Raw genomic sequence first — 22612 nt, 5'->3', positions numbered from 1 at the left:
TGCTACGACGGATGCGATGACGAGGCGAAGTCCAGCCCCGCCGATTCGTACAGCCGGCGACGCGTCATCGGGCCGAAGCGCAGGCGCTCGCACAACGCGCCGAGGAGCGCCGCATCGGCGCGTCCGCGTACGAAGTGCGGTGAGGTCTCGCCGAGCGGCGCATCCAGCGCGATGGTGGTGAGCTGGCGGCACAGCAATGCCTGTTCGCGATGCTGGCGCAGCTTCGCCGCGGCCGACGCCGCGCCGCGCAGGCGCAGGAAAGGCACTTCCTCGACGCGTTCGAGCAGCGCGTCGAGCGTGCCGAAGTGGGTCAGCAGCGCCGCCGCGGTCTTCGCGCCGATGCCCGGCACGCCCGGGATGTTGTCCACCGCATCGCCGGTCAGCGCGAGGTAATCGGCGATCTGGTGCGCGTGCACGCCGTGGCGTTCCGGCACGCCGGCCGCGCCCCAGCGCTGGCCCTTGGCGAAGTCCCACTGTTCGTCGAATTCGCCCAGCAGCTGCGACAGGTCCTTGTCGGCGGAGACGATCACCGAGCGGTAGCCGTGGGCGCGTTGGACGCTCGCGGCGCTGCCGATCAGGTCGTCGGCCTCGTACTCGCCGTGCGCGAGCACCGCCAGGCCGAGTGCCGAGCACAGCGTGCGGCAGTGTTCGAACTGGCGCTTGAGCTCTTCCGGCGCCGGTTCACGGTTGGCCTTGTAGGCGGGGTAGAGCGTGTTGCGGAAGCACGAGTCCAGCGCCTCGTCGAAGGCGATGGCGATGTGCTGCGGGCGGGCGCGGTCGAGCAGCTCCAGGAGGAAGCGCGCGAAGCCGTGCACGGCGTTGGTCGGCCAGCCCTCGTGGTCGTGGAACTCGTTGGGCATGGAGTGCCAGGCCCGGAACACGTACAGGCTGGCGTCGACCAGGAACAGGGTGCCGCCGGTGTGGCCGGCCGGCGTGATCGGCAGGTTCATGCGGGCGGCCACTGCGTCAGCAGCTCGCGCGGGTCCGGGCGCTCGCGCTCCGGGGCGTCCAGCTTCGGCGTGCCGATATGGATGTACCCGACCACGCGCTCGTCGTCGGCCAGGCCGAGCCAGCGCGCCACTTCCGGGTCGTAGGCCAGCCAGCCGGTCAGCCAGATCGCCCCGTAACCCAGCGCCTGGGCGGCCTGGAGCAGGGCGAAGCAGACGCAGGAGGCGGTCGAGAAGCGCTCGGACTCGGGGATCTTCTCGTCCGGCCCGAACCGGCCGATGACCGCAACGACCAGCGGGGCATGCGAGAATCGCGTCCGGTCCTTTTCGATCACCGCCTCGCTGGCCTCCGGGTCGCGCTCGCGGCTGCGGGCGGCCAGGCGTTCGCCGAAGGCATGGCGGGCGTCGCCGCGGAAACTGAGGAAGCGGAACGGAACGCGCTTGCCGTGGTCGGGCACGCGCACCGCCGATTCCAGCAGACGCAGGAGGGTGGGGTGGTCGGGGCCGGGCTCGCCCAGCTGCTTGGGCGGGACCGAACGGCGGGCGTCCAGGGGGGCCAAGGCCTGGTCGATTTGCCGGGGGTCAGAAGTGTTTAGCGACATCAGTCACAATTGTTCAAAGTGGGCCTGCAAGACGGTGTCGTATCTTGCCACTATGCGCAGGGGAACTGCCGGGGCACGGCAGTTTCGGTCCACGTAACCTGGGGAATTCGCAGTGTCCGGCTATCCGCACGGCGTCGCTCAAGCCACGCGTACCGATCCGTTGCGCGTGCTCGAGGAAATCAAGCGCCAGTCTCTGGAGGCGCTCGGCGGCCTGCCGGGCACGCTCTACGGGCCTGTCGAAGATGCCCTCAAGCTCGCTGTCCTCAAAGGGGACGGCAAGACCAACCATTACGAAGAGCAGGCCGCGCTGTGGGTGCTGCGCCAGCACCAGGCCGCGCACGTCATGCGCTTCCGCCAGCAGGTCGCGCAGGCGTTCGACGACTTCCGCGCCCTGCGCATCCGCAGCGGCGGCGAAGTCACGCTGCGCCTGGTCGATGAACAGCAGCTGGAATACGAGCTGGCCAGCGGCCGGCTGAACGAATCGCTGGTCGCGCGCTTCGCGCGGCCGCTCGATACGTTGCAGGGCCGTCTGCAGAACCTGTGCGAGGCCATGCGCGTGCCAATGGGGGCCAACCCGATCGGCCCGGAGCGTCTGGTTGCTGCGTTCGCGCAGACGCTGCTCGACGCGCAGGTCAGCGACTCCCTGCGCGGACGCCTGTTCCGTCACTACGAAACGGAGCTGATCCGCGTGCTGGGCGAGCTGTACGCCCGCATCAACACCCTGCTGGCGACGTCCGGTTACGGTGGCGCGGTCGCTCCGCCGCAGCCGCGCCCGCCGCAGGAAGACATCCGCCGCGGCTTCGGCGACGGGATGCCGTCTCCGCAGGGCTTCGGCGGCTTCGAGGGCTTCGGCGCACCGTCGCCGGGCCCGGCGTCCGCCGCCGGTGCCGGCAACTTCGGCCGCACCCTGTCCACGCCGATGTCGCAGCAGGAAATCGCGGCGATGGCCAGCGAGCTGGCCCAGCTGCGCACCCAGTTGCACGCCTGGCGCGAGACCGTGCCGCGTTCGGATGCCTCGCCGGCGTCCGGCGGCATGTCCGGCGCCGACCGCGCGGTGATGCAGCGTCGCGAACTGCGCGTCGACGAAATCCTCAGCGTGGCCTCGCTGCTGCAGGCCGAGCCGCCGGACGCGTTCGCGCGTGCGCTGGCCGTATCCGGCCGCCTCGGCGAGACCATCCGCGACCACCTGCAGGACGGCGCGCGCCGCCTCGGCCTCAACCCCGACCAGGCCTGCTTCAGTCCGGAAGAAGAAGACGCGATCGACCTGGTCGCGCTGCTGTTCGACTCGCTGTTCCGCCACAACGCGCTGCAGGATCGCGCGCGCCGCCTGTACGCGCGCCTGGTGCTGCCGTACGTGAAGGTCGCGCTCACCGACAACGCAGTGTTCGTCAAGCGCGAACACCCGGCGCGCCGCCTGCTCGACGCCATCACCGAAGCCTGCGAAGGCAACGACGGCGAGACCCCGCAGGATCGCGAGCTGCTCGACCGCGCCACCGAGATCTCGCAGCGCATCGTCGCCGATTACAACGAAGACCTCGCGGTGTTCGAGCTGGCCCACGCCGAGCTCGACGCCCTGCTGGCGCAGCAGCGCCGCCGCTTCGAACTGCAGGAGCAGCGCGCCGCCAAGGCCACCTATGGTCGCGAGCGTCTCGGCGCCGCGCGTTCGCAGGCGGAAACCGCGCTGCACGAACGCCTCGGCGATTCCTCGCTGACCCAGGCCGTGGCCGAGTTCCTCGCCATGCCGTGGCGCCACCACGTGGTGCAGACGCTGTTGCGCGACAACGCCGATCCGCGTCGCCATGCCGAAGCCATCGCACTCGGCGACGCGCTGCTGATGGCGGATCGACTGGCCCAGCAGAATCGCGGTCGCGAACTCGCCGACCAGTTGCTCGCGCTGCAGCCGGCGATCATCGAATGCCTTGCCAGCTCCGGCCTGGACGACAGCGCCGCGCAGCACGGCATGGCCGGTCTGGTGCGCGCGCTGATCGATCCCGATACCTCGCGCCGCGTGCGTCCGGTCCCGCCGATCGCCGTGCCGGAAGACGACGCGGGCGAAGGCGAGCGTCGCCTGTGGCTGGCCGGTGGGACCGACACCATCCGCCACGACGCGCTGCTGGCCGAACGCATGCGCGAACTGGACGTCGGCGACTGGGTCCGCCTGACCAACGCCGAAGGCGAGACCACCGCGGCCAAGGTCGCGTGGGTCAGCCCGCTCACCTCGCGCTACCTGCTGGTGAACCGTCGCGGCCTGCGCGTGCTGGTGGCGTCGGTCGAAGAACTGGCCGCACTGGCCGGCAGCAACCGCCTGTCGATCGGCGCCGAGCGCACCGCGTTCGACGAAGCCATGCGCCAGGTGCGTCGCCATCTGGACCGCGCGACCGGCACGCGCTGACGCCGGCGTCCGCCTGATCCCGCGCGGCACTTTCGGTGCCGCGCGTGCCCGTAAAAGCCGCTCCCGAGCGGCTTTTTGCGTTTCTGGCGACACTTCGTGCGACATGCACGGCCCTTGATGCGCCGACGCTGGCGAAAAAAGCGTCACCGTCGCCGCTTTCCTGATTGCTCTCGTCAGCAAAAAGCGCCGATGCCGACGCTTTGCGCGCCGGCGCTGCCGCTTCGCGTGCCGTCGTTGGCGAAAAAAGCGCCAGAGGCGGCGCTTTTCGCGTCGAGGGGTGGCGGAAAAAGCGTCACGGCCGGCGCTTCAGGCGCCGATCGAATCCCGTGGGGACTCCCGCGCGGCGCCCGTCACGCCGCCGGCGCGGTCGCGCGCTCCGGCCACACCGTCTTGGCCAGCAGCTCGTCGTTCCAGTCGAACGCGAGGCGGCCTTCCTTCGCGGCTTCGTCGGTGACGAACAGGCTGGCGAAGTTGAAGAGGTTGCGCGCGTACATCTCGCTGGCGTGCACCGCGCCGGCACTGGCGAGGTTGAGCGGGCCGTCGACGACGACGCCGTTGTGGTCGACGGATTCGCCGCGGCGGGTGAGTTCGCAGTTGCCGCCGGTCTCGGCGGCGAGGTCGACGATCACGCTGCCCGGCTTCATGCCTTCGACCATCGTCGTGGTGATGATCTTCGGTGCGGGACGGCCCGGCACGGCGGCGGTGCAGACGATCACGTCGACGCCCTTGAGGTGGTCGGCGAGGCGGCGCTGCTGTTCGGCGCGTTCCTCATCGGTGAGCGCGCGCGCATAGCCGCCTTCGCCCGCTGCGCTGACGCCCAGATCAAGGAAACGACCGCCGAGCGATTCGATCTGCTCGCGGGTTTCCGGACGCACGTCGAAGCCTTCGACCTGCGCGCCCAGGCGCTTGGCGGTGGCGATGGCCTGCAGACCGGCGACGCCGGCGCCGACGATCAACACCTTCGACGGACGGATCGTGCCGGCGGCGGTGGTCAGCATCGGGAAGAAGCGCGGTGCGAGCTGCGCGGCGATCAGCACCGCCTTGTAGCCGGCCATGCCGGCCTGCGAACTGAGCACGTCCATCGCCTGCGCGCGCGTAGTGCGTGGCAGGCGCTCGAGCGGGAACGCCAGCAGCTTGCGTGCGTTGATCGCATCGCCGCGCGCGGCATCGGCCTGCGGAGCGAGCAGGCCGACCACGGCCGTGCCTTCGCGCAGTTGCTGCAGCGCCTGCGCCGTCGGCGGCTGCACGCACAGCACCAGGTCGGCATCGTTCAATGCGGCAGCGGCATCGGCGACGAGTTCCGCGCCGGCGTCGGCATAGGCTTCGTCGGTGAAGGCCGCCTTGCGACCCGCGCCGCGCTGCACGCGCACGCGTGCGCCACGGGCGACGAGTTTCTTGCAGGTTTCCGGTGTCAGCGCGACACGGCGCTCGCCGTCTGCGGTTTCGCCAGCCACGCCAATCGTGATGCCTGCCATGCTCCGCTCCCCGAACCGGTTGTCCCGCATCCTAGCGGATGCCGTGCGACCGGTGCGACGGAGGATCGCGGATCAGTCGCGCGGCGGCGGGGGCGGGGCCGGGCGCGGCTCCGGCGGTGCCGGATTGGCCTGCACCCAGGCGCGACGTTGCTCGGGCGTCATCGCGCGCCACTGCGCCTTGAGCTCGCGACGCTGGTTCTCGTCGAGCGTGCGCATCTTTCCGTAGAGCGCGCGCATCTGCTCGCGCTGCTCGGGGTTCATGTGCTCCCAGCGCTGCATGCCGTGGCGCGCGCGCTGGCGCTGCTCGGGCGTCATCTGCTGCCAGCGCTGGGCGCGGTCGAGCATGCGCTGGCGCTCGTCGGGCTGTGTGTTCCAGCGGTCGCGGACCGGTGCGATCAGCGATTCGCGCTGCGCCGGCGTCAGCTGGTCCCAGGCCGGCAGGGCCGGATCGGCCGCGAAGGCCGGCGCGGCGGCCAGCATCGCGACGAAGAGGAAGGCAGAGGCGGTGCGGCGCATGTCAGTGCTCCAGGCTCGGCACGGCGTCGTCGTTCGAGGCCAGCCACAGGTACAGGTCGGGGTTCTCGTCGAGCACCGCGAGTGCGGTGTCGGTGTCGTAGGCGATCGTCGGCGCTGCGGCGATCGTGGGCGCGGACGGCGTGGTCGGCGATGCGACGTCCGGTCGCAGCTGCAGGCCGATCACCAGCGCGCAGACCGCGGCGATACCGCTGGCCAGCATCCAGCGCGGACCGGGACGCGCGTCGCGCGCGCCGACCGGCGTGGCCGCGGCATGGCGCGCCACGCGCAGGCGGGCGCGGGTGGCGGAGGACACCTGCGACAGCGACTGCGCGTGCAGGTCGCGCATCGCCTGGTCGAAGCGGGCATCGTTGGAGCGGGAGTCGTTCATGGGGTCGTTGCCGGGGTTCATCGCCAATCCTCCAGTTGCCGCTGCAGCGCTTCGCGCGCACGCGACAGATGGGTCTTCACCGCGCCTTCGCTGCAACCCATCGCCCGCGCGGTCGTGGCGACGTCGAGTTCTTCCAGCACGCGCAGGCTGAAGGCCTCGCGTTGCCGGCGCGGCAGTGTCGCCAGCGCATCGGCCAGCTTGCCGTAGGCCTCGCGCCCGTCGTGGGCGCGGGCGGGATCGGGCGCATCGTCGGCCCAGTCCAGCGCGGTGTCGTCGCGCTCCGACGCCGGCATCAGCCAGCGCAGGCGGAACGAGCGCCGCCGCTGCACGTCGACGACGCGGCTGCGCAGGATGCTCCAGAACAGCGGCGTCCATTCCTGCGCGGGCCGGTCGCGGTACGCCAGCATCTTCATCATCGCGTCCTGCACCGCATCGAGCGCATCGTCGCGATGGCGCAGGCCGAGTTCGGCGAAGCGGAACGCGCGCGTGCCGATGCCGGCGAGGAATTCCTCCAGCGACGCCGGCAGCCGCACGGGCGCCGCCTCCTCGGAGGCGACGCTCGCATGGGCCTCGGCCGCCGATGCGGTCGGCAGGTCGTCGTCGGTCGCGCGGTTCACGCGTCGGAGCATACGGCGTTGGGCCTCAAGGCTCAGTACCAGCGATCCCAGCGGCGGTCGAAGCGATCACCGCGACGGTCCCAGCGCGCCTGCGCGAGGTCGCCGCGACGGTCCAGCCGGTGGTCGATGCGGTCGCCCTTGCGGTCCAGGCGCACGGCGTTGCGAACATGGCCCAGCGCGGCCTGGCGATTCGCGCGCAGGTCCAGGCGATGGTCGATGCGGTTGCCCTTGTGGTCCAGGCGCGCGTCGACGCGTTCGCCCTTGTGGTCCATCCGGCGGTCGACCCGGTCGCCGAAGTCCCCGGCCGTGGCCGCCGCGGCCATGCCGGTCAATCCCAGTGCGAGTGCAACCGTCAGCAGCCGGCGCGTTGCGAGCTTCATCCAGGTCTCTCCTCAGGGGCCGGCCCGGAGTGGGCCGCGTCAGGAGGGACAACGCCCGCGCGCCGGAGCGGTTGACAGCGCTGGCGCCGCGTTCATCGGCGGTTATGATGCGGAAGACAATTCGATGGGGATGGATGATGGGCGACGGGATCGTGGCGCTGTACATCTTCATGCTGGCGGCGATCGCCGGCCACGTGATCATCTCGCGCGTGCCGGTGATCCTGCACACGCCGCTGATGTCGGGCTCCAACTTCATCCACGGCATCGTCCTGATCGGCGCGATGGTCGTCCTCGGCCACGCCGACACGACTCTGGAAAAGATCATCGGCTTCGTCGCCGTGCTGCTGGGCGCGGGCAACGCCGCCGGCGGCTACGTGGTCACCGAACGCATGCTCGAGATGTTCAAGAGCAGCCGCAAGCCGGGGGGCGGCGCATGAGTGCGCTGGTCTGGATCGCCTCGGCCAGCTACTTCGTCGCCGCCACGTTGTTCCTGCTCGGCCTGCAGCGCATGGCCTCGCCGGTGACCGCGCGCAGCGGTATCCGCTGGGCCGGACTGGGCATGGTGATCGCCACCGCGGCGACGTTCCTGCTGCCCGGACTGCACAACCTGCCGCTGATCGTGACCGCGCTGGTCATCGGCACCGCGGCGGCGTGGATCTCCGGCAAGAAGGTCGCCATCACCGACATGCCGCAGATGGTCGCGCTGTACAACGGCATGGGCGGCGGCTCGGCCGCGGCCATCGGCGCGGTGGAACTGCTGCGTTTCTCCGGCGAAGGTACGGCGCCTTCCATCACTTCGCTCGTGCTCGCCGTCGTCGGCGCGGCCATCGGCGCGGTGTCGCTGTCGGGTTCGATCATCGCCTGGGCCAAGCTCGACGGACGCCTCGACAAGCGCGTGGTGTTCCCGGGCCAGCAGCTGTTCAACCTCGCCGTGTTCGTGGCGATGGTGGTGCTCGGCGGCATCGTCGTGCACACGCTCTCGGTGCCGGCGATCATCGCCTTCTTCGTGCTGGCGCTCGCGCTGGGCGTGCTGATGACGCTGCCCATCGGCGGCGCCGACATGCCGGTGGTGATCTCGCTGTACAACGCGCTCACCGGTCTGGCGGTGGCCTTCGAAGGCTACGTGCTGGGCAACGAGGCGCTGATCATCGCCGGCACGATGGTCGGTGCGGCCGGTACGCTGCTGACCCAGCTGATGGCCAAGGCGATGAACCGGCCGATCCGCAACGTGCTGTTCTCCAACTTCGGCGGCGGTGGACAGGCGCAGGAAATCAGCGGTTCGCAGAAGCCGATCGAAGCGGGCGACGTCGCCGCGATGATGGCCTACGCCGAGCGCGTGGTGATCGTGCCCGGTTACGGCATGGCCGTGGCGCAGGCGCAGCACAAGATCTGGGAGCTCACGCAGAAGCTGATCGAGCGCGGCGTGAAGGTGAAGTTCGCGATCCATCCGGTCGCCGGCCGCATGCCGGGACACATGAACGTGCTGCTCGCCGAAGCCGGCGTGCCGTACGACTTGATCGCCGACATGGACGACATCAACCCGGAATTCCCCAACACCGACGTGTCGCTGGTGATCGGCGCCAACGACGTGGTGAATCCCGTGGCGAAGACCGATCCGGCGTCGCCGATCTACGGTATGCCGATCCTCGATGTGTCCAACTCGAGGAACACCATCGTCATCAAGCGCGGCAAGGGCACCGGTTTCGCCGGCATCGAGAACGCGCTGTTCTATCAGGACAACACGCGCATGCTCTACGGCGACGGTGCTGAGATGGCGAGCGCGCTGGTCAGCGAACTCAAGGCGCTCGACGGCGGCGGCCACTGAAAAAATAGCCCTCTCCCGCGAACGGGAGAGGGGTGGGGAATGGCGATCGCGTCCGGCTCAGGGCCGGCAGATCTCGCCGTTGACGAACGTCTCCACGGTGCCGCCCGTCTTGTGTCCACTGACGAAGAAGTGTCCGGTCGATCCGGCGAACACGCCGGTGGCGGACACGATTTCCTGATAGGCCGTGACCACGCCTTCCGGGCCGCGCGTGGTCACGCCGGTCTCGCGCGCGGTGATCGTGCCGCGTGCGGTGCGGTACTCGAACGGGCCGCTGTAGATGATGAAGTTCGGCGACGTCGCCGGGCTGGTCGACACCGCGCTGTCGGCGGCGAAGTGCGAGGTGCCGCGCAGGCCGTGGTTTCCGTCGACCACGCCGAGGAAACACGAGGACAGGCCCGCATTGCAGCCGGTCGTGGACGAAACCTCGTCCAGGTCGGCGTGGATCTTCTTGCACTGGCCGGCCACCGCCGGGGCGGCGGCAAGGACGGACAGGATCGCCAGCGGGAACATCAGGGACTTCACAGCGTTCATGGCGTTCTCCATGTGGTTGCGCGCTCCATGCATGCGGGACGCGTGCGCGCACCGGCCCCGCGAAAGGCCTCCGCAGTCGTGCGAGAGAGAGCGACGTCGCTACGACGTCGCGCGTGCGAGCGGCGCTATCGGCGGCGTGCCGTTCCAGCCGCCGTTCCAGCCGCGTCGTGCGAACCAGGCGCATGGCCAGCCGACCAGCACGACGTGCGCGATCACGCTGCACACGATCCACGAGGTCGGCATCGATCCGCCGCGCGGCGATGCCGAGAGCGGCACGACGATGAAACTCATCACGACGTACAGCACCAGGCCGTACAGCGCGCCGTAGCGCCACGGATGTTTGCGCAGCGCTGGCAGCTCGCGCGCGACCCAGGCATAGGCCAGCGCCATCGCGATGGCGATCAGGAAATGCAACGCGAGTCCGAGCACCGCGCTCGTCGCGCCACCCGCAAATGCGGCGCGTCCGAGCAGACCGGCGGCCACACTCTGGAAAATGCGTTGCGCCGGCACGTCGCGCAGCGCCCAGAAGCCCGTGGCGTAGAGCATGTCGAGCGCGCCGGCGAGCACGCCGCCCGCCACTGCCCAGCGGAAAGCGCTCGAAGTCAGGCCGCGCATGGTGAATCCTCCAGGCGACGCGCCTGCGTCGCGGTCATGCCGAAAGCGTGCTTGAAGGCACGGCAGAAGGCGCTCTGGCTTTCGAAGCCGAGCTTGTGGGTGATCGCGACCACCGGAAGATCGGTGCCGCGCACGAGTTGCCACGCACGTTCGTCGCGCAGTCGCGAGACGTGCTCGCCCGGCGTTTCGCCGAACACGTCGCGATGCAGGCGGATCAGGTGGCCCGGCGAGTAATGGGCGCGCTCGGCGAGCCAGGCGACGTCGATGGTCGTGTCGTCGTCGGCCTCGACGTGACAGCGCATCAGGTGGTGCAGGTACAGCAGGCGCAGCAGCGTCTGCCGGCGATGGCGCAGCGTGCGCCCGCGGCAGCGCGGCAGGTGCGCGGCGACATCGCGCTGCGCGTTCGCGAGAAGCGCGACGAGCGCATCTTCCGCGCCGGTTTCGTCGGCGGCGAGGCATTCGAGTGCGCGCGGCAACGCATCGTCGGCATCGCGATGCCACGGCAACGGTTCTTCGTCCGGCGTCGATGCGAAACGACGATTCCATTCCGGCAGCGGTCCAGCCAGGCACCACCACTGTGCATCGGCGGACGTGCGCGCACGCAGCGCACCGGCACGCCACAGCTGCGCCTCACCCGCGCGCAGCGACCACTGCGCGTCCTGCGCATGCAGCGTGACGTTACCGTCGAGCACCAGCCACAGCGACGGCCAGTCGGCCGGCAGTGGCAACACGTGCGCGCCGCTGCCGCGGACCAGGTGCCAATGCGCGGCCGGCCACGGGATCTCCGGTGGCGCGCTCGCATCGTTCATGACGAGGAAATGCAGGGACATGGCATTCCGGCGATTCGGATCGATTGGTACTCACGCTAGTCGCGTGGTGGTGTCACTTGGAGAACCAATTCGAGCCGCATGGGCAGAGCCAATCGCGATGCAGTCATGCACGCGGACGCACGCCGCCTGCGCCGCGCGATGGCGACGCAGGCGAAGAACCGTTCGTTCGATGTCGTGCGCGACGAGGCGCGGGTGTCAGCGTCCGTACCAGCGGCGCGCCATCAGCGCGGCGGGAATGCCGACCGCGACCATGTGCACGAGCAGGCAGGCGAGGTTCCAGTCGAGCAGGAAGCGGCGCGGCGGCGCGGCGGAGAACATCGGCACCGCGATCACGTGGATGACGGTGAACCACAGCGCGCCGTACAGCGCGCCCATCAACAGCGGACGCCGGCGCAGCACCGGGTTGTCGCGCGCGGCGACGTGGTAGATCGCGACGATCGCGGTCATCACGTAGTAGTGGAGCAGGGCGCCGAACAGTGCGGTGGTCATGCCACCGGCGAAGGCCGCGTCGCGGCCGATCACCCACGATGCGATCGACTGCGGGATGCGGATCGGCGCAGTGCCCGACGGTGCCCACCAGGCGATGGCGAAGACCAGGTCGAGGCTGCCCACCGCGAGGCCGCCGAGGAGCAGCCAGACCCAGGTCGCGGGGCGCTCGCGGGGCAGGGAGAGGGCCGTGCGGACGGTCGCTTTCATGGGGGGCGCGCTCCTGCGAGGGATTGGCCCTATGGAGCCGTGAACAATTGGCACTGGCAAGGGCCAATTCGGGGCGCTTGAATGGGGCCAATCGTCCACCCGGGAGATCGCCATGCATCTGCAGCTCGACGGTCGCGGCCCCCTGCACGCACAGCTGACCCGGGCGCTGAAGGGCGCGGTCTTCGCCGGCCGAGTCAGCCAGGGCGCGCGCTTGCCGGCCACGCGTCAGCTCGCGCGCGATCTCGGCGTGTCGCGCAACACCGTGCTGGCCGCGTACGAACAGCTGAGGGCGGAGGGATTCGTCGATGGCCGCGTCGGCTCGGGTAGCTACGTCACGCCGCCGCTGCAGTCGCCGCGGCCGCTGCATCCGGTCGATGCGCCGCTGCCGCCGCAATCGCAGTTCGCCCAGCGCGCGCGCCGCATCCACGATCACCTGCGCATTCCCGGTCGCGACATTCCCGGCGTGCGCTACGGCTTCCAGTACGGCGTGCCTTTGACCAATCCCGCGCTGACCAGTGCGTGGGCGCGCGAACTCGCCCACGCCGCCGCGTACACCTCGCCGAACTATCCGGCCTCGCAGGGCCTGCCCGCGCTGCGCGAAGCGGTATGCGATTACCTCTCGCGCCGGCGCGGCGTGCAGGCGCAGCCGCAGGATGTGGTTATCGTCCACGGCACGCAGCAGGCGGTGGCGCTGACCGCGCGCGTGCTGCTCGATGTCGGCGACGACGTGGTGCTCGAAGAGCCCCACTACTCCGCGATGCGCGAAACCCTGCAGATCCACGGTGCGAACGTGCGCACGCTGCCGGTCGACGCGCACGGACTGCGTTGCGACGCGTTGCCGCAGCCCGCGCCGAAGCTGGTGTGCGTGACACCGTCGCACCAGTTCCCCAGTGGTGCCGTGCTGTCGTTGCCGCGTCGACTGCAGCTGCTCGACTACGCACGACGCAACGGCAGCTGGATCCTCGAAGACGACTACGACGGCGAATTCCGCTACGACGCGCGCCCGCTCGCGGCGCTGCGCTCGCTCGACGAAGGCGATCGCGTGATCTACGTCGGCACCTTCTCCAAGGCGATGTTCCCGTCGCTGCGGCTGGGCTATCTGGTGGTGCCGGCGGGACTGCGCGGCGATTTCGTCAACGCCAAGTGGCAGGACGATTTCGGTTCCAACGGCATCGAGCAGGCTGCGCTGGCGCGCTTCATCGCCGACGGCGGTTTCGAGCGCCATCTGCGCCGCACGTGGAAGACGTTGAAGGAACGCCGCGCCGCGCTGCTCGGCGGCCTGCAGCGTTGCAGTCGCGGGCGTTTGCAGATCAACGATTCGCGCGCCGGCATGCACCTGGTGGTGTGGCTGAAGGATCGCACCGCCGCGCAGGGTGAGGCGTTCATCGCGCGTGCTCGCAGCCTCGGGCTCGGGCTGTATCCGATCCACCCGTACTACCTCGCGCCGCCGGATCGCGCGGGTTTGCTGCTGGGCTACTGCGCCCTGTCGGTGGCGGAGATCAACGAGGCGGTCGCACTGTTCGCGACCTGCCTGGACGAGTTCGACGACGAAACCGCGCGCTGAACCTCAGCGCGACAGCCAGGCCGACAGCAGCAGGCCGAGCGCGATCCATGCCGCGTCCATCGCGCTGTTGGCGAGCTGGATCAGGATCCACGCGTGGTGCCAGCCCAGGCGCAGCGCGGAATCCACCGGACCCAGGCCGAGCATCACGCCCAGCTGCGTCGCGGTGATGCCCCAGTTCGCGACGACGACCACGGCGGCGGTGGCGATCATCGCCGCCAGCATGCGTCCGTTGCCGGGACGCCAGCCGCCCAGGCGCAGCATCAGGGCGATGTCGAGCGCGCCCAGCAGCGCCATCCAGCCCAGCTGGCGACCGGTGTAGAGGCTGGCCAGCACCCACACCGCGGTGAAGCCGGCGGCTCCGAGCAGCAACAGCAGCCACGAGAACCAGGTCGTGCGGGCCGGGGCGGGTGGACTCATCGAACGCTCGGAGGTCGTCAGGCCGCACAGCATAGCCGCTGTGCCCGGGCGCAGCCGGTAGAATGGCAAGCCTTGTGCCAGCCGTTGGCACCCCAATCTTCCCGGCATGTATTCCCGTAGCAGCGAACCCGTCCGTTTCGAGCGCGATTGCGCCGTCGTCATGGTGCCCCAGGGCGAGCAGGTGACCCTGCCTGCTGGCAGCGTGGGCTATATCACCCAGGGCCTCGGCGGCAGCTACACCGTGTTCGTCGAAGGCAACCTGTTCCGTGTCGCCGGCCGCGACGCCGACGCCATCGGCAAGGAAGCGCCGGAACCGCTGGAACTGGCGGCCGGCGCCGACGACGAAGCGGTCGAACAACTGGTGTGGCGCCAGCTGCGCACCTGTTTCGACCCGGAAATCCCGATCAACGTGGTCGACCTGGGCCTGGTCTATGAGGCGAGGATCGAACCGCATCCGGAACAGGCGGGGCAGCGTCGCGTCGAAGTGCGCATGACCCTGACCGCGCCGGCCTGCGGCATGGGCGACATCCTGGTCGCGGACGTGCGCGACAAGCTGGAGATGATCCCGACCGTGGTCGAGGCCGACGTCGAACTGGTGTTCGACCCGCCGTGGAACCGCACCATGATGTCCGAGGCGGCCCGCCTCGAGACCGGCATGTTCTGAGCCGCACCCGCATCGAATTCCGGAACGCCCCGCCCACGCGGGGCGTTCTGCGTTTTGGGGGGCAGAACGGACGCGCCACGCCTGAACAGGGCGTCGAAGAACCTGAACAGTGATCAGCATCGCGCTGTGACACTTTGCGTCATCTGGCGGTTCGCCGAGCGGTAGGGGGGAGCGCGGTCCCCGCGTTGAGCTGCTTGGGTGCGCCAGGGATCGGTGCGCCCGCCCCGTACCGGTGCCGGGCCGGTCGGGGGCGCAAGGCCCGGCACCGCGTACCCGCCGGTCCCGGACCCAGGGGCTTTCGTCCCTCCGAAGACCGTCCCGTGCGTGATGGCCGGGTTGTCGCAGCTGCTGCGGCGCCGGAGTTGTCCACTTGCGACACGGTCGACCGCCTCGACGCGGCGACCGACACAGGACCCCGCCGCACGGTGCCGCGTGTACCGGTAGGTGGGGTCATCCCATCACGCACCATCCTTCGGGGGTTCCACAGATGTCCGATCGTCGTCAGCGCCGCATCCGCGCGCATGCGCTTTCCGTTGCCACCGCAATCGCCCTGTCGTCCGCCTTCGCCGCACCGGCCGTCGCACAGCAGGCCCGCATCAATCTTTCCGGCCTCGATGCCGAAGCCCGCAACGACCGTTTCATCGTCAAGTACAAGGACGGCAGCGCCGAACGCGCCAACGCCGCCACGCTGCAGAGCGCATTGAGCAGCGCCGCGTCGGCCAGCATGGGTCGCGGCAAGGCGCTGGGCCTGAAGCACGTGCGTCGTGTCGCCACCGGTGCCGACGTGGTTCGCGCGGACCGAAAGCTCGACCGCGTCGAAGCCGAGACGCTGATGCGCCAGATCGCCGCCGACCCGAACGTCGAATACGTCGAGGTCGACAAGCTCAACAAGCCGTTGCTCACCCCCAACGACACGCGCTACAGCGAGCAGTGGGGCTATTCGGGTACCTACGGCATCAAGGCCAACCAGGCCTGGGACGTGACCAACGGCGCCGGCGCCGTCGTCGCCGTGCTCGACACCGGCATCACCAGCCACAGCGACCTCAGCGCGAACGTGCTGCCGGGTTACGACTTCATCATCGACACCACCGTGTCCAACGACGGCAACGGCCGCGACAGCGACCCGAGCGATCCGGGCGACTGGGTCACCGCCAACCAGTGCGGCGGCACGCATGCGGCGCAGAACTCGAGCTGGCACGGCACGCACGTGGCCGGCACGATCGCGGCCGTGACCAACAACGCCAAGGGCGTGGCGGGCGTGGCGTACGGCGCGAAGATCGTGCCCGTGCGCGTGCTCGGCACCTGCGGCGGTTACGACTCCGACATCGCCGACGCGATCATCTGGGCGTCCGGCGGCACCGTCAGCGGCGTGCCGGCCAATGCCAACCCGGCCGAAGTCATCAACCTCAGCCTCGGCGGCAGCGGCGCGTGCGGTACGACCACGCAGAGTGCGATCAACGGTGCGGTCGGCCGCGGCACCACGCTGGTCATCGCCGCCGGCAACGACAACACCAACGTCTCCAACGCCTCGCCGGCGAACTGCAACAACGTGATCGCGGTGGCTTCGATCACCAGCACCGGCGCACGTTCGAGCTTCTCCAACTACGGCACGCTGATCGACATCGCCGCGCCGGGCTCGAACATCCTGTCCACGCTGAACTCCGGCGCCACCACACCGGGTGCGGAAACCTACGCGTCCTACAACGGCACCTCGATGGCGACGCCGCACGTGGCCGGCGTGGTCGCGCTGCTGCAGGCGGTGGCGACGACGCCGAAGACGCCGGCCGAAGTGGAGTCGATCATCAAGGCCAACGTCACCGCGTTCCCGTCCACGCCGTCGCAGCCGATCGGCCCGGGCATCCTCAACGCCAAGGCCGTGGTCGACGCCGCCAACGGCACCACGCCGCCGCCGACCGCGACCCCGCTCACCAACGGCGTGGCGGTGACCGGCGTCAGTGGCGCGGCGGGCAGCGACAAGCTGTATTCGCTCGACGTGCCGGCCGGTGCGACCAACCTGAAGTTCATCACCAGCGGCGGCAGCGGCGACGCGGACCTGTACGTGAAGTTCGGCAGCGCGCCGACCACGACCAGCTACGACTGCAAGTCCGAGACCAGCACCAACGCCGAGACCTGCAACATCGCCACCGCCCAGACCGGAAAGTACTTCGTGCTGGTGCGCGGCTACTCGGCGTACTCGGGCCTGTCGCTGACCGGCAGCTACAGCACCGGTGGTGGCGGCACGCAGACGTACAGCAACGGCACCGACGTCACGATCGGCGACAACACCACGGTCGAGAGCCCGATCACGGTGTCCGGCCGCAGCGGCAACGCACCGACCAACGCATCGGTGACGGTCGCGATCGTGCACACCTACCAGGGCGACCTGAAGGTGGATCTCGTCGCGCCGGACGGCAGCCTCTACAACATCCACAACCGCACCGGCGGCAGCGCGGACAACGTCAACAAGACGGTCACGCTGAACCTGTCGAGCGAACCGCTCAACGGCACGTGGAAGCTGCGCGTCAACGACAACGCGGCCGGCGACACCGGCTACATCAACAGCTGGAGCGTCACGTTCTGATCCAGCACGACACGCCCGCTCCCGGCCACGGCCGGGAGCGCGGCGACCTGCCGCGACGCGCGTGACGCCTTCCACATCATCCACGCGCGCTGCGGGGCAAGGACACCCATCCACGCAGGAGGACGCGTCATGAACCGCAAGACCTCGATGACCCTGCGCCTGGTCGGACTGACCGGCGCTCTGATGCTTTCCGGCGCGGCGCTCGCCGCACCGCCGCTGTTCCTCGGGCCCGCGCAGGTGCAGCCCGACGCAGGCGTTGCCGCCAGCCGGCTCGCCGCACGGCCCGCCACCACGTCGCTGCGCGCGCTGCGTGCGGACGCCGCCGTGGTCGACGCACGCAACGCGGAGATCGAACTCGACCTCGGCCTGCAACGCGTCAACGCCGTGCTCGAACAGGCGCGTACCGAAACCGACGGCAGCGTGGTCTGGACAGGCCACGTGCGCGAGACCGCGAAGGCGCGACCGGCGACGGTGCGCGAAGTGCGCCACGACGAGAACAACTCGGTGATCCTGGTCCGTCGTGGGCAGGGCGTCACCGGCAATGTGCGCGTGAACGGACAGCTTTACCGCATCCGTCCGCTGCCCGACGGCAGCCACGCGGTGATCGAAGTCAACGAAGCGGCGATGCCGCCCGATCATCCGACCGCGTTCGGCGACCTGCCGCAGATCCAGATGGCGCAGGCGAGTGCCGGTCGCGTCGGCGCGCTCGCGATCGACCCCGGCCCGACCGCGACGATCCGCGTGCTGGTGGTCGCCACCAACAACGCCGTCAGCGCGTACGGCGGCGACATGCAGGCGCTGGTGCAGCTTGCGGTGGCCGAATCGAACCAGGGCTACGTCAACTCCAACGTCGGCATCAACATGGAGCTGGCCGGCTACACGACCGTCGCCTACAGCGACGTCGGCATGAGCACGGACCTGTCGCGATTCCGCGGCACCAGCGACGGCTACATGGACACCATCCATGCGCTGCGCGACAGCAACGCGGCCGACGTCGCGGTGCTGGTCGGCAACGACAGCTCCGCGTGCGGCCTGGCGTCGGGGATCGGCTCCACCGCGACCACCGCGTTCGCGACGGCGTACTGGGATTGCATCACCGGCTATTACAGCTTCGCCCACGAGATCGGCCATCTGCAGTCGGCGCGCCACGATCCCGCCACCGATCCGACCAACTCGCCCTATGTCTACGGCCACGGCTACCGCGCGCCGAACAACGCGTGGCGCACGATCATGGCCTACACCTGCAGCCCGAGCTGCCCGCGCCTGAACTACTGGTCGAATCCCGACGTCACCTACAACGGCGTAGCGATGGGCACCACCGACCGCAGCCACAATCAGCGCGTGCTGGTGAACACCAAGGCCACCATTGCCGCGTTCCGTGGCGGCGGTGGAGGCGGCGGCACGCAGACGTACAGCAACGGCACCGACGTCGCGATCGGCGACAACACCACGGTGGAAAGTCCGGTCACGGTGTCGGGTCGCAGCGGCAACGCACCGACCAACGCGTCGGTGACGGTCGCGATCGTGCACACCTACCAGGGCGACCTGAAGGTGGACCTCGTCGCACCGGACGGCAGCCTCTACAACATCCACAACCGCACCGGCGGCAGCACCGACAACGTCAACAAGACGGTCACGCTGAACCTGTCGAGCGAGCCGCTCAACGGCACGTGGAAGCTGCGCGTCAACGACAACGCGGCCGGCGATACCGGCTACATCAACAGCTGGAGCGTCACGTTCTGACCTGACTCCAGCAAGCGACGCCGACGCCCCGGTGCGACCCGGGGCGTCGTTATCGATGCGGGCGCTACGTCGTCCGCGGTCGATCGAGGGTCGCCACGACACCGTCTTTCGCGGCCGCCTGTTGCGGTGGTGCGCGTGGCCATCGTCGGTTGTCGCAGCGCGCGCGGTTCCCCCGCCACGCCGCCTCGACCATCCCCGCCGCACTGCGCGGCACTTGGCAATTTTCGGGGTATCGAGATGTCCTCAATCCAAACGAATGCGTCCCGCCGCGTGCGCCTGCACGCCCTTGCCGCCGCCACCGCGGTGGTCCTGTCGTGCTCCTGCGCTTCGGTCTTCGCGGCCGATCGCGTGGACCTGAGCGGACTGGCGTCGTCGCCGACGCACGACCGCTTCATCGTGAAGTACCGCGACGGCAGCGCACCGCGCGCCAATGCCGCCGCGATGAAGCGCTCGCTCGACGTCGCCGCGCAGGCCGGCGTGGGCGGTCGCGCCGTCGGCCTGCAATCGCTGCGCAGCCTGGCCGTGGGCGGCGAAGTCGTGCGTGCCGACCGCAAGCTCGACCGCGCCGAAGCCGAACAGCTGATGCGCCAGCTCGCCGTCGATCCCAACGTCGAATACGTCGAGGTCGACCGCCTGCTGCAGATCGCGCTGACGCCGAACGATCCGCGCTATCCCGAGCAGTGGGGTTACCAGGACAGCGACGCCGGCATCCGCGCGAACGAAGCCTGGGACAGCGCGTCGGGCGCGGGCGTGGTGGTCGCGGTGCTCGATACCGGCATCACCAGCCACAGCGACCTCAACGCGAATGTGATCGCCGGTTACGACTTCGTCAGCGACGCGACCTCCGCGCGCGACGGCAACGGACGCGATTCGAATCCGGCCGACCAGGGCGACTGGTACAGCGCGGGCGAATGCGGACAGATCGTCGGCTCCAACTCGAGCTGGCACGGAACGCACGTCGCCGGCACGGTCGCCGCGCTGACCAACAACGGCGTCGGCGTCGCCGGCACCGCGTTCAACGCGAAGGTGCAACCGGTGCGCGTGCTCGCCAAGTGCGGCGGCAGCATCTCCGACATCGCCGACGCGATCACGTGGGCGTCCGGTGGCACCGTCAGCGGTGTGCCGGCCAACGCGACGCCGGCCGAAGTCATCAACCTCAGCCTCGGCGGCGGTGGCTCGTGCAGCGCGACGATGCAGAACGCGATCAACGGTGCGGTCGGTCGCGGCACCACGCTGGTCATCGCTTCCGGCAACAGCAACGCCAACACCTCCGGCTTCACTCCGGCCAACTGCAACAACGTGATCGCTGTGGCCTCGATCACAAGCACCGGCCAGCGTTCGAGCTTCTCCAACTACGGCGCGCTGATCGACATCGCCGCGCCCGGTTCGAGCATCCTCTCCACGCTCAACGCCGGTACCACCACGCCGGGCGCGGAAACCTACGCGTCCTACAACGGCACCTCGATGGCGACGCCGCACGTGGCCGGCGTGGTCGCGCTGCTGCAGTCGGTGTCGGCGACGCCGAAGACGCCGGCGGAAGTCGAGTCGATCATCAAGGCCAACTTCCGTCCGTTCCCGGTGACACCGTCGCAGACCATCGGCCCGGGCATCCTCGACGCCAAGCGCGTGGTCGATGCGGCCGGCGGCGGTGGCGGCAACGTCGCGCCGACGGCGAACTACAGCTTCACCACCAGCGGCCTGACCGCGACCTTCACCGACAGCTCCAGCGACAGCGACGGCAGCATCGTCTCGCGCAGCTGGAACTTCGGCGATGGCACCACGTCCACCGCGACCAATCCGAGCAGGACGTATGCATCGGCGGGAACGTACACCGTCACGTTGACGGTCACCGACGACGACGGCGCGACCAACACTCGCACGCAGTCCGTCACGGTGGGCGGAACCGGCGGCCCGCAGACCTACACCAACGGCACCGACTTCCCGATCAACGACAACGCCACGGTGGAAAGTCCGATCTCGGTGTCCGGTCGCACCGGCAACGCGCCGACCAACGCCTCGGTGAGCGTGAACATCGTGCACACGTATCGTGGCGATCTGCGCGTGGACCTGGTGGCGCCCGACGGCAGCGTCTACAACCTGCACAACCGCACCGGCGGCAGCGCCGACAATCTCGTGCAGACGTACTCGCGCAACCTGTCGACCGAAGCGCTCAACGGCACCTGGCGCCTGCGCGTGAACGACAACGCCAGCCTCGACACCGGCTATATCAACAGCTGGTCGATCACGTTCTGAGGAAGGCCCACTCCAAGAGAACGCAACGACTCCCTGAAGCCGCGATCCCCATCGCGGCCCTGCGCCCCGGCCACATGCCGGGGCATTTTTTTCAGGTCGGCTCGAAGCGGTTCGCGGCGACGTTCTTGCGCACCTTCGTCGGATCCCAGATGCGACCGTTCATGGCGATGTACACGCCCGGCGGCAGCGATTGCACCGCGCCGACGGCGCAGCCGACGTTGAACTCGGCGTCGGAGCCGCGGAAACGCGCGGGGCTCAGCGCGCCGGTGAGGACGATGGTCTTGTCCTTCAGGCTCGACAGCACCTGCGCGGTCTCGACCATCGTGTCCGTGCCGTGGGTGAGCAGCACGTGCTTCGCCGGCTGCGCGGCGATGGTGGCGCGGATCAGCTCGCGATCCTCGCCGGTGATGTGCAGCGAGTCCTTGCGCAGGATCGGGATCACGTTGAACTGGAACGCGACGCCCAGCTCGCGCAGGATGCTGCCGATCTGCGGCTCGCCGATCTGGTAGTCCGACTTGTCGTCGAAGTAGATCTTGTCGATCGTGCCACCGGTGGTGACGATGCAGAGCTGGTCCATCGGAGGGTGCGTCGCGCGAGGTGTGAGGCCGCGATTATACGGTCGCGGCCGGCATCGTCAGGCGCGCGGCTTGCGCGCGAAGCGGGCGCGCAGGCCCGGCAGGCTGGAGGCGAACACGATCACCAGCGCCAGCGCGACCTCGGTCAGCGCGAAGCCGCGTTCGGCCGGTCGCGACCAGGCCACCATGATGCCGTGGCTGAACCACGCCAGCGCCAGCACACCGGCCCAGAACGGCGCCGAGCGCATGCGCCGCAGCGTGCCGGCGGCCAGCAGCAGCGGCGGCAGCGCGAACACCAGCAGTTCCGCGGTCGAGCCATGCCCGAACCAGGCCAGGAACAGGCCCATCAGCGCCAGCAGCGCCAGCACCAGCACGTGGCGCGCGTTCATGCGGACACCTTCGCGACCAGCGCGGCGAGGCGACGGCCGAGCGCGCGCGCGAGCTGCGCTTCCTCGTCGGTCGGTTGCGGATCGTCATCGTTGCCGGCGACATGGCTGGCGCCGTACGGCGTGCCGCCGCTGCGCGTGGTGCTCAGCGCGGGCTCGGTGTAGGGAATGCCCATCAGCACGCAGCCGTGGTGCAGCAGCGGCACCATCATCGTGAGCAGGGTGGATTCCTGGCCGCCGTGCATGGTCGCGGTCGAGGTGAACACCGCGGCCGGCTTGCCGACCAGCGTGCCGCTGGCCCATTCGCCGACAAGACCGTCGAGCCAGTGCTTGACTGGCGCGGCCATGTTGCCGAAGCGCGTGGGACTGCCGAGCGCGAGGCCCGCACATTCGACGAGATCGCGTGCCTCGACGTAGGGCGCGCCGTCCTCGGGGACCGGCGGTGCGGCGGATTGCGTCACCGCGGCCACTGGAGGCACCGTGCGCAGGCGCGCGCTGACGCCCTCGACTTCGCCAATGCCGCGTGCGATCTGCCGCGCCAGCCGCGCCACCGAACCGCCGCGGCTGTAATAGAGCACCAGAATCTCGGCCATCGCGTCCTCCCGTAGGCCGCAC

At 69.6% G+C, this 22612-nt stretch carries 23 protein-coding genes and 2 pseudogenes; 10 read left to right on the top strand and 15 right to left on the bottom strand.

Annotation, left to right across the window (positions count from 1 at the left end):
* Positions 1-2: 2 nt before the first annotated feature.
* Both FOF45_RS02370 and FOF45_RS02365 read right to left on the bottom strand, forming a co-directional pair.
* A complete protein-coding gene (locus FOF45_RS02370; RefSeq protein WP_158982423.1) occupies positions 3-950 on the bottom strand; it encodes a 5'-3' exonuclease in 948 nt (315 codons plus the stop codon).
* Entirely contained in the window at positions 947-1549 is a 603-nt protein-coding gene (locus FOF45_RS02365) for a nitroreductase family protein (RefSeq protein ID WP_158982422.1), read from the bottom strand. The genes FOF45_RS02370 and FOF45_RS02365 overlap by 4 nt, the downstream gene beginning before the upstream one ends.
* 112 nt (positions 1550-1661) lie before the next feature.
* Between FOF45_RS02365 and FOF45_RS02360 the strand changes: the two genes are divergently transcribed.
* The gene (locus FOF45_RS02360) at positions 1662-3941 is read left to right on the top strand and encodes a DUF1631 family protein (RefSeq protein ID WP_158982421.1); all 2280 of its coding nucleotides are present in this window, start codon (positions 1662-1664) and stop codon (positions 3939-3941) included.
* 350 nt (positions 3942-4291) lie between these two features.
* Here FOF45_RS02360 and FOF45_RS02355 read toward each other — a convergent pair whose 3' ends face one another.
* From FOF45_RS02355 to FOF45_RS02335, 5 genes are all read right to left on the bottom strand, one after another.
* A complete protein-coding gene (locus tag FOF45_RS02355) occupies positions 4292-5416 on the bottom strand; it encodes an NAD(P) transhydrogenase subunit alpha (RefSeq protein WP_158982420.1) in 1125 nt (374 codons plus the stop codon).
* Positions 5417-5488: 72 nt separating this feature from the next.
* Positions 5489-5932 (bottom strand): DUF3106 domain-containing protein, encoded by a 444-nt coding sequence (locus tag FOF45_RS02350; RefSeq protein ID WP_158982419.1) that lies wholly within the window; start codon positions 5930-5932, stop codon positions 5489-5491.
* Between the two features lies 1 nt (position 5933).
* Entirely contained in the window at positions 5934-6320 is a 387-nt protein-coding gene (locus FOF45_RS02345; RefSeq protein WP_233264030.1) for a hypothetical protein, read from the bottom strand.
* Between the two features lie 17 nt (positions 6321-6337).
* A complete protein-coding gene (locus tag FOF45_RS02340) occupies positions 6338-6853 on the bottom strand; it encodes an RNA polymerase sigma factor (protein WP_233264192.1) in 516 nt (171 codons plus the stop codon).
* A 116-nt stretch (positions 6854-6969) separates the two neighbouring features.
* Positions 6970-7317 carry a hypothetical protein gene (locus FOF45_RS02335; RefSeq protein ID WP_199244418.1) on the bottom strand — a complete coding sequence of 116 codons (348 nt, stop codon included), beginning with the start codon at positions 7315-7317 and terminating at the stop codon, positions 6970-6972.
* A gap of 137 nt (positions 7318-7454) precedes the next feature.
* On the opposite strand from FOF45_RS02335, the gene FOF45_RS02330 reads away from it, so the two are divergent.
* Together FOF45_RS02330 and FOF45_RS02325 are read left to right on the top strand one after the other, a co-directional pair.
* Positions 7455-7754, top strand: coding sequence for an NAD(P) transhydrogenase subunit alpha part 2 (locus FOF45_RS02330; RefSeq protein WP_158982417.1), 300 nt, complete (start codon positions 7455-7457; stop codon positions 7752-7754).
* The gene (locus FOF45_RS02325) at positions 7751-9142 is read left to right on the top strand and encodes an NAD(P)(+) transhydrogenase (Re/Si-specific) subunit beta (protein WP_158982416.1); all 1392 of its coding nucleotides are present in this window, start codon (positions 7751-7753) and stop codon (positions 9140-9142) included. The genes FOF45_RS02330 and FOF45_RS02325 overlap by 4 nt, the downstream gene beginning before the upstream one ends.
* 57 nt (positions 9143-9199) lie before the next feature.
* Here FOF45_RS02325 and FOF45_RS02320 read toward each other — a convergent pair whose 3' ends face one another.
* From FOF45_RS02320 to FOF45_RS02305, 4 genes are all read right to left on the bottom strand, one after another.
* Positions 9200-9673, bottom strand: coding sequence for a hypothetical protein (locus FOF45_RS02320; protein ID WP_158982415.1), 474 nt, complete (start codon positions 9671-9673; stop codon positions 9200-9202).
* Between the two features lie 99 nt (positions 9674-9772).
* Positions 9773-10288, bottom strand: coding sequence for a hypothetical protein (locus tag FOF45_RS02315; protein WP_158982414.1), 516 nt, complete (start codon positions 10286-10288; stop codon positions 9773-9775).
* Entirely contained in the window at positions 10276-11118 is an 843-nt protein-coding gene (locus tag FOF45_RS02310; RefSeq protein WP_158982413.1) for a helix-turn-helix transcriptional regulator, read from the bottom strand. Before FOF45_RS02310 ends, FOF45_RS02315 begins: the two co-directional genes overlap by 13 nt.
* A 195-nt stretch (positions 11119-11313) precedes the next feature.
* Entirely contained in the window at positions 11314-11814 is a 501-nt protein-coding gene (locus FOF45_RS02305) for a hypothetical protein (RefSeq protein WP_158982412.1), read from the bottom strand.
* 112 nt (positions 11815-11926) lie between these two features.
* On the opposite strand from FOF45_RS02305, the gene pdxR reads away from it, so the two are divergent.
* The gene (gene pdxR / locus FOF45_RS02300; RefSeq protein WP_158982411.1) at positions 11927-13378 is read left to right on the top strand and encodes a MocR-like pyridoxine biosynthesis transcription factor PdxR; all 1452 of its coding nucleotides are present in this window, start codon (positions 11927-11929) and stop codon (positions 13376-13378) included.
* 3 nt (positions 13379-13381) lie between these two features.
* Here pdxR and FOF45_RS02295 read toward each other — a convergent pair whose 3' ends face one another.
* On the bottom strand, positions 13382-13795 hold the full coding sequence (locus tag FOF45_RS02295) for a hypothetical protein (RefSeq protein WP_158982410.1): 414 nt from the start codon (positions 13793-13795) through the stop codon (positions 13382-13384).
* A 106-nt stretch (positions 13796-13901) separates the two neighbouring features.
* On the opposite strand from FOF45_RS02295, the gene sufT reads away from it, so the two are divergent.
* The 6 genes and pseudogenes from sufT to FOF45_RS02275 all read left to right on the top strand — a co-directional run bounded on the left by sufT (position 13902) and on the right by FOF45_RS02275 (position 21036).
* The gene (sufT, locus tag FOF45_RS02290) at positions 13902-14459 is read left to right on the top strand and encodes a putative Fe-S cluster assembly protein SufT (protein WP_158982409.1); all 558 of its coding nucleotides are present in this window, start codon (positions 13902-13904) and stop codon (positions 14457-14459) included.
* 487 nt (positions 14460-14946) lie between these two features.
* Positions 14947-16680: pseudogene (locus FOF45_RS02285) on the top strand (S8 family peptidase); the annotation flags it as partial.
* A gap of 87 nt (positions 16681-16767) precedes the next feature.
* The gene (locus FOF45_RS18225; RefSeq protein WP_233264191.1) at positions 16768-17040 is read left to right on the top strand and encodes a proprotein convertase P-domain-containing protein; all 273 of its coding nucleotides are present in this window, start codon (positions 16768-16770) and stop codon (positions 17038-17040) included.
* A gap of 147 nt (positions 17041-17187) precedes the next feature.
* A pseudogene (locus tag FOF45_RS02280) lies at positions 17188-18420 on the top strand (zinc-dependent metalloprotease); the annotation flags it as partial.
* A 72-nt stretch (positions 18421-18492) separates the two neighbouring features.
* A complete protein-coding gene (locus tag FOF45_RS18495) occupies positions 18493-18783 on the top strand; it encodes a proprotein convertase P-domain-containing protein (protein WP_325063867.1) in 291 nt (96 codons plus the stop codon).
* Between the two features lie 237 nt (positions 18784-19020).
* On the top strand, positions 19021-21036 hold the full coding sequence (locus FOF45_RS02275; protein ID WP_158982406.1) for a S8 family serine peptidase: 2016 nt from the start codon (positions 19021-19023) through the stop codon (positions 21034-21036).
* 91 nt (positions 21037-21127) lie between these two features.
* Here the strand turns inward: FOF45_RS02275 and FOF45_RS02270 are convergent, their stop codons facing one another.
* From FOF45_RS02270 to wrbA, 3 genes are read right to left on the bottom strand one after another with little or no spacing between them, the layout of a single operon-like run.
* A complete protein-coding gene (locus tag FOF45_RS02270; protein ID WP_158982405.1) occupies positions 21128-21613 on the bottom strand; it encodes an asparaginase domain-containing protein in 486 nt (161 codons plus the stop codon).
* Between the two features lie 57 nt (positions 21614-21670).
* Entirely contained in the window at positions 21671-22000 is a 330-nt protein-coding gene (locus tag FOF45_RS02265; protein ID WP_158982404.1) for a DUF2069 domain-containing protein, read from the bottom strand.
* On the bottom strand, positions 21997-22590 hold the full coding sequence (wrbA, locus tag FOF45_RS02260) for an NAD(P)H:quinone oxidoreductase (protein ID WP_158982403.1): 594 nt from the start codon (positions 22588-22590) through the stop codon (positions 21997-21999). The genes FOF45_RS02265 and wrbA overlap by 4 nt, the downstream gene beginning before the upstream one ends.
* Between the last annotated feature and the right edge of the window lie 22 nt (positions 22591-22612).

The organism is Lysobacter panacisoli (assembly GCF_009765165.1).
Taxonomy (GTDB): Bacteria; Pseudomonadota; Gammaproteobacteria; order Xanthomonadales; family Xanthomonadaceae; genus Lysobacter_J; species Lysobacter_J panacisoli.
This window is presented reverse-complemented; position numbering and strand designations above follow the sequence as displayed.

Excerpts from the sequence above, each read along its gene's own strand:
- FOF45_RS02310 (WP_158982413.1), bottom strand. The coding sequence starts at position 11,118 with ATGTCCCTGCATTTCCTCGTCATGAACGATGCGAGCGCGCCACCGGAG.
- wrbA (WP_158982403.1), bottom strand. The coding sequence starts at position 22,590 with ATGGCCGAGATTCTGGTGCTCTATTACAGCCGCGGCGGTTCGGTGGCG.
- sufT (WP_158982409.1), top strand. The coding sequence starts at position 13,902 with ATGTATTCCCGTAGCAGCGAACCCGTCCGTTTCGAGCGCGATTGCGCC.
- pdxR (WP_158982411.1), top strand. The coding sequence starts at position 11,927 with ATGCATCTGCAGCTCGACGGTCGCGGCCCCCTGCACGCACAGCTGACC.
- FOF45_RS02270 (WP_158982405.1), bottom strand. The coding sequence starts at position 21,613 with ATGGACCAGCTCTGCATCGTCACCACCGGTGGCACGATCGACAAGATC.
- FOF45_RS02265 (WP_158982404.1), bottom strand. The coding sequence starts at position 22,000 with ATGAACGCGCGCCACGTGCTGGTGCTGGCGCTGCTGGCGCTGATGGGC.
- FOF45_RS02330 (WP_158982417.1), top strand. The coding sequence starts at position 7,455 with ATGGGCGACGGGATCGTGGCGCTGTACATCTTCATGCTGGCGGCGATC.
- FOF45_RS02320 (WP_158982415.1), bottom strand. The coding sequence starts at position 9,673 with ATGAACGCTGTGAAGTCCCTGATGTTCCCGCTGGCGATCCTGTCCGTC.
- FOF45_RS02345 (WP_233264030.1), bottom strand. The coding sequence starts at position 6,320 with ATGAACGACTCCCGCTCCAACGATGCCCGCTTCGACCAGGCGATGCGC.
- FOF45_RS02365 (WP_158982422.1), bottom strand. The coding sequence starts at position 1,549 with ATGTCGCTAAACACTTCTGACCCCCGGCAAATCGACCAGGCCTTGGCC.
- FOF45_RS02370 (WP_158982423.1), bottom strand. The coding sequence starts at position 950 with ATGAACCTGCCGATCACGCCGGCCGGCCACACCGGCGGCACCCTGTTC.
- FOF45_RS02295 (WP_158982410.1), bottom strand. The coding sequence starts at position 13,795 with ATGAGTCCACCCGCCCCGGCCCGCACGACCTGGTTCTCGTGGCTGCTG.
- FOF45_RS02355 (WP_158982420.1), bottom strand. The coding sequence starts at position 5,416 with ATGGCAGGCATCACGATTGGCGTGGCTGGCGAAACCGCAGACGGCGAG.
- FOF45_RS02315 (WP_158982414.1), bottom strand. The coding sequence starts at position 10,288 with ATGCGCGGCCTGACTTCGAGCGCTTTCCGCTGGGCAGTGGCGGGCGGC.
- FOF45_RS02305 (WP_158982412.1), bottom strand. The coding sequence starts at position 11,814 with ATGAAAGCGACCGTCCGCACGGCCCTCTCCCTGCCCCGCGAGCGCCCC.
- FOF45_RS02275 (WP_158982406.1), top strand. The coding sequence starts at position 19,021 with ATGTCCTCAATCCAAACGAATGCGTCCCGCCGCGTGCGCCTGCACGCC.
- FOF45_RS02335 (WP_199244418.1), bottom strand. The coding sequence starts at position 7,317 with ATGAAGCTCGCAACGCGCCGGCTGCTGACGGTTGCACTCGCACTGGGA.
- FOF45_RS02350 (WP_158982419.1), bottom strand. The coding sequence starts at position 5,932 with ATGCGCCGCACCGCCTCTGCCTTCCTCTTCGTCGCGATGCTGGCCGCC.
- FOF45_RS02325 (WP_158982416.1), top strand. The coding sequence starts at position 7,751 with ATGAGTGCGCTGGTCTGGATCGCCTCGGCCAGCTACTTCGTCGCCGCC.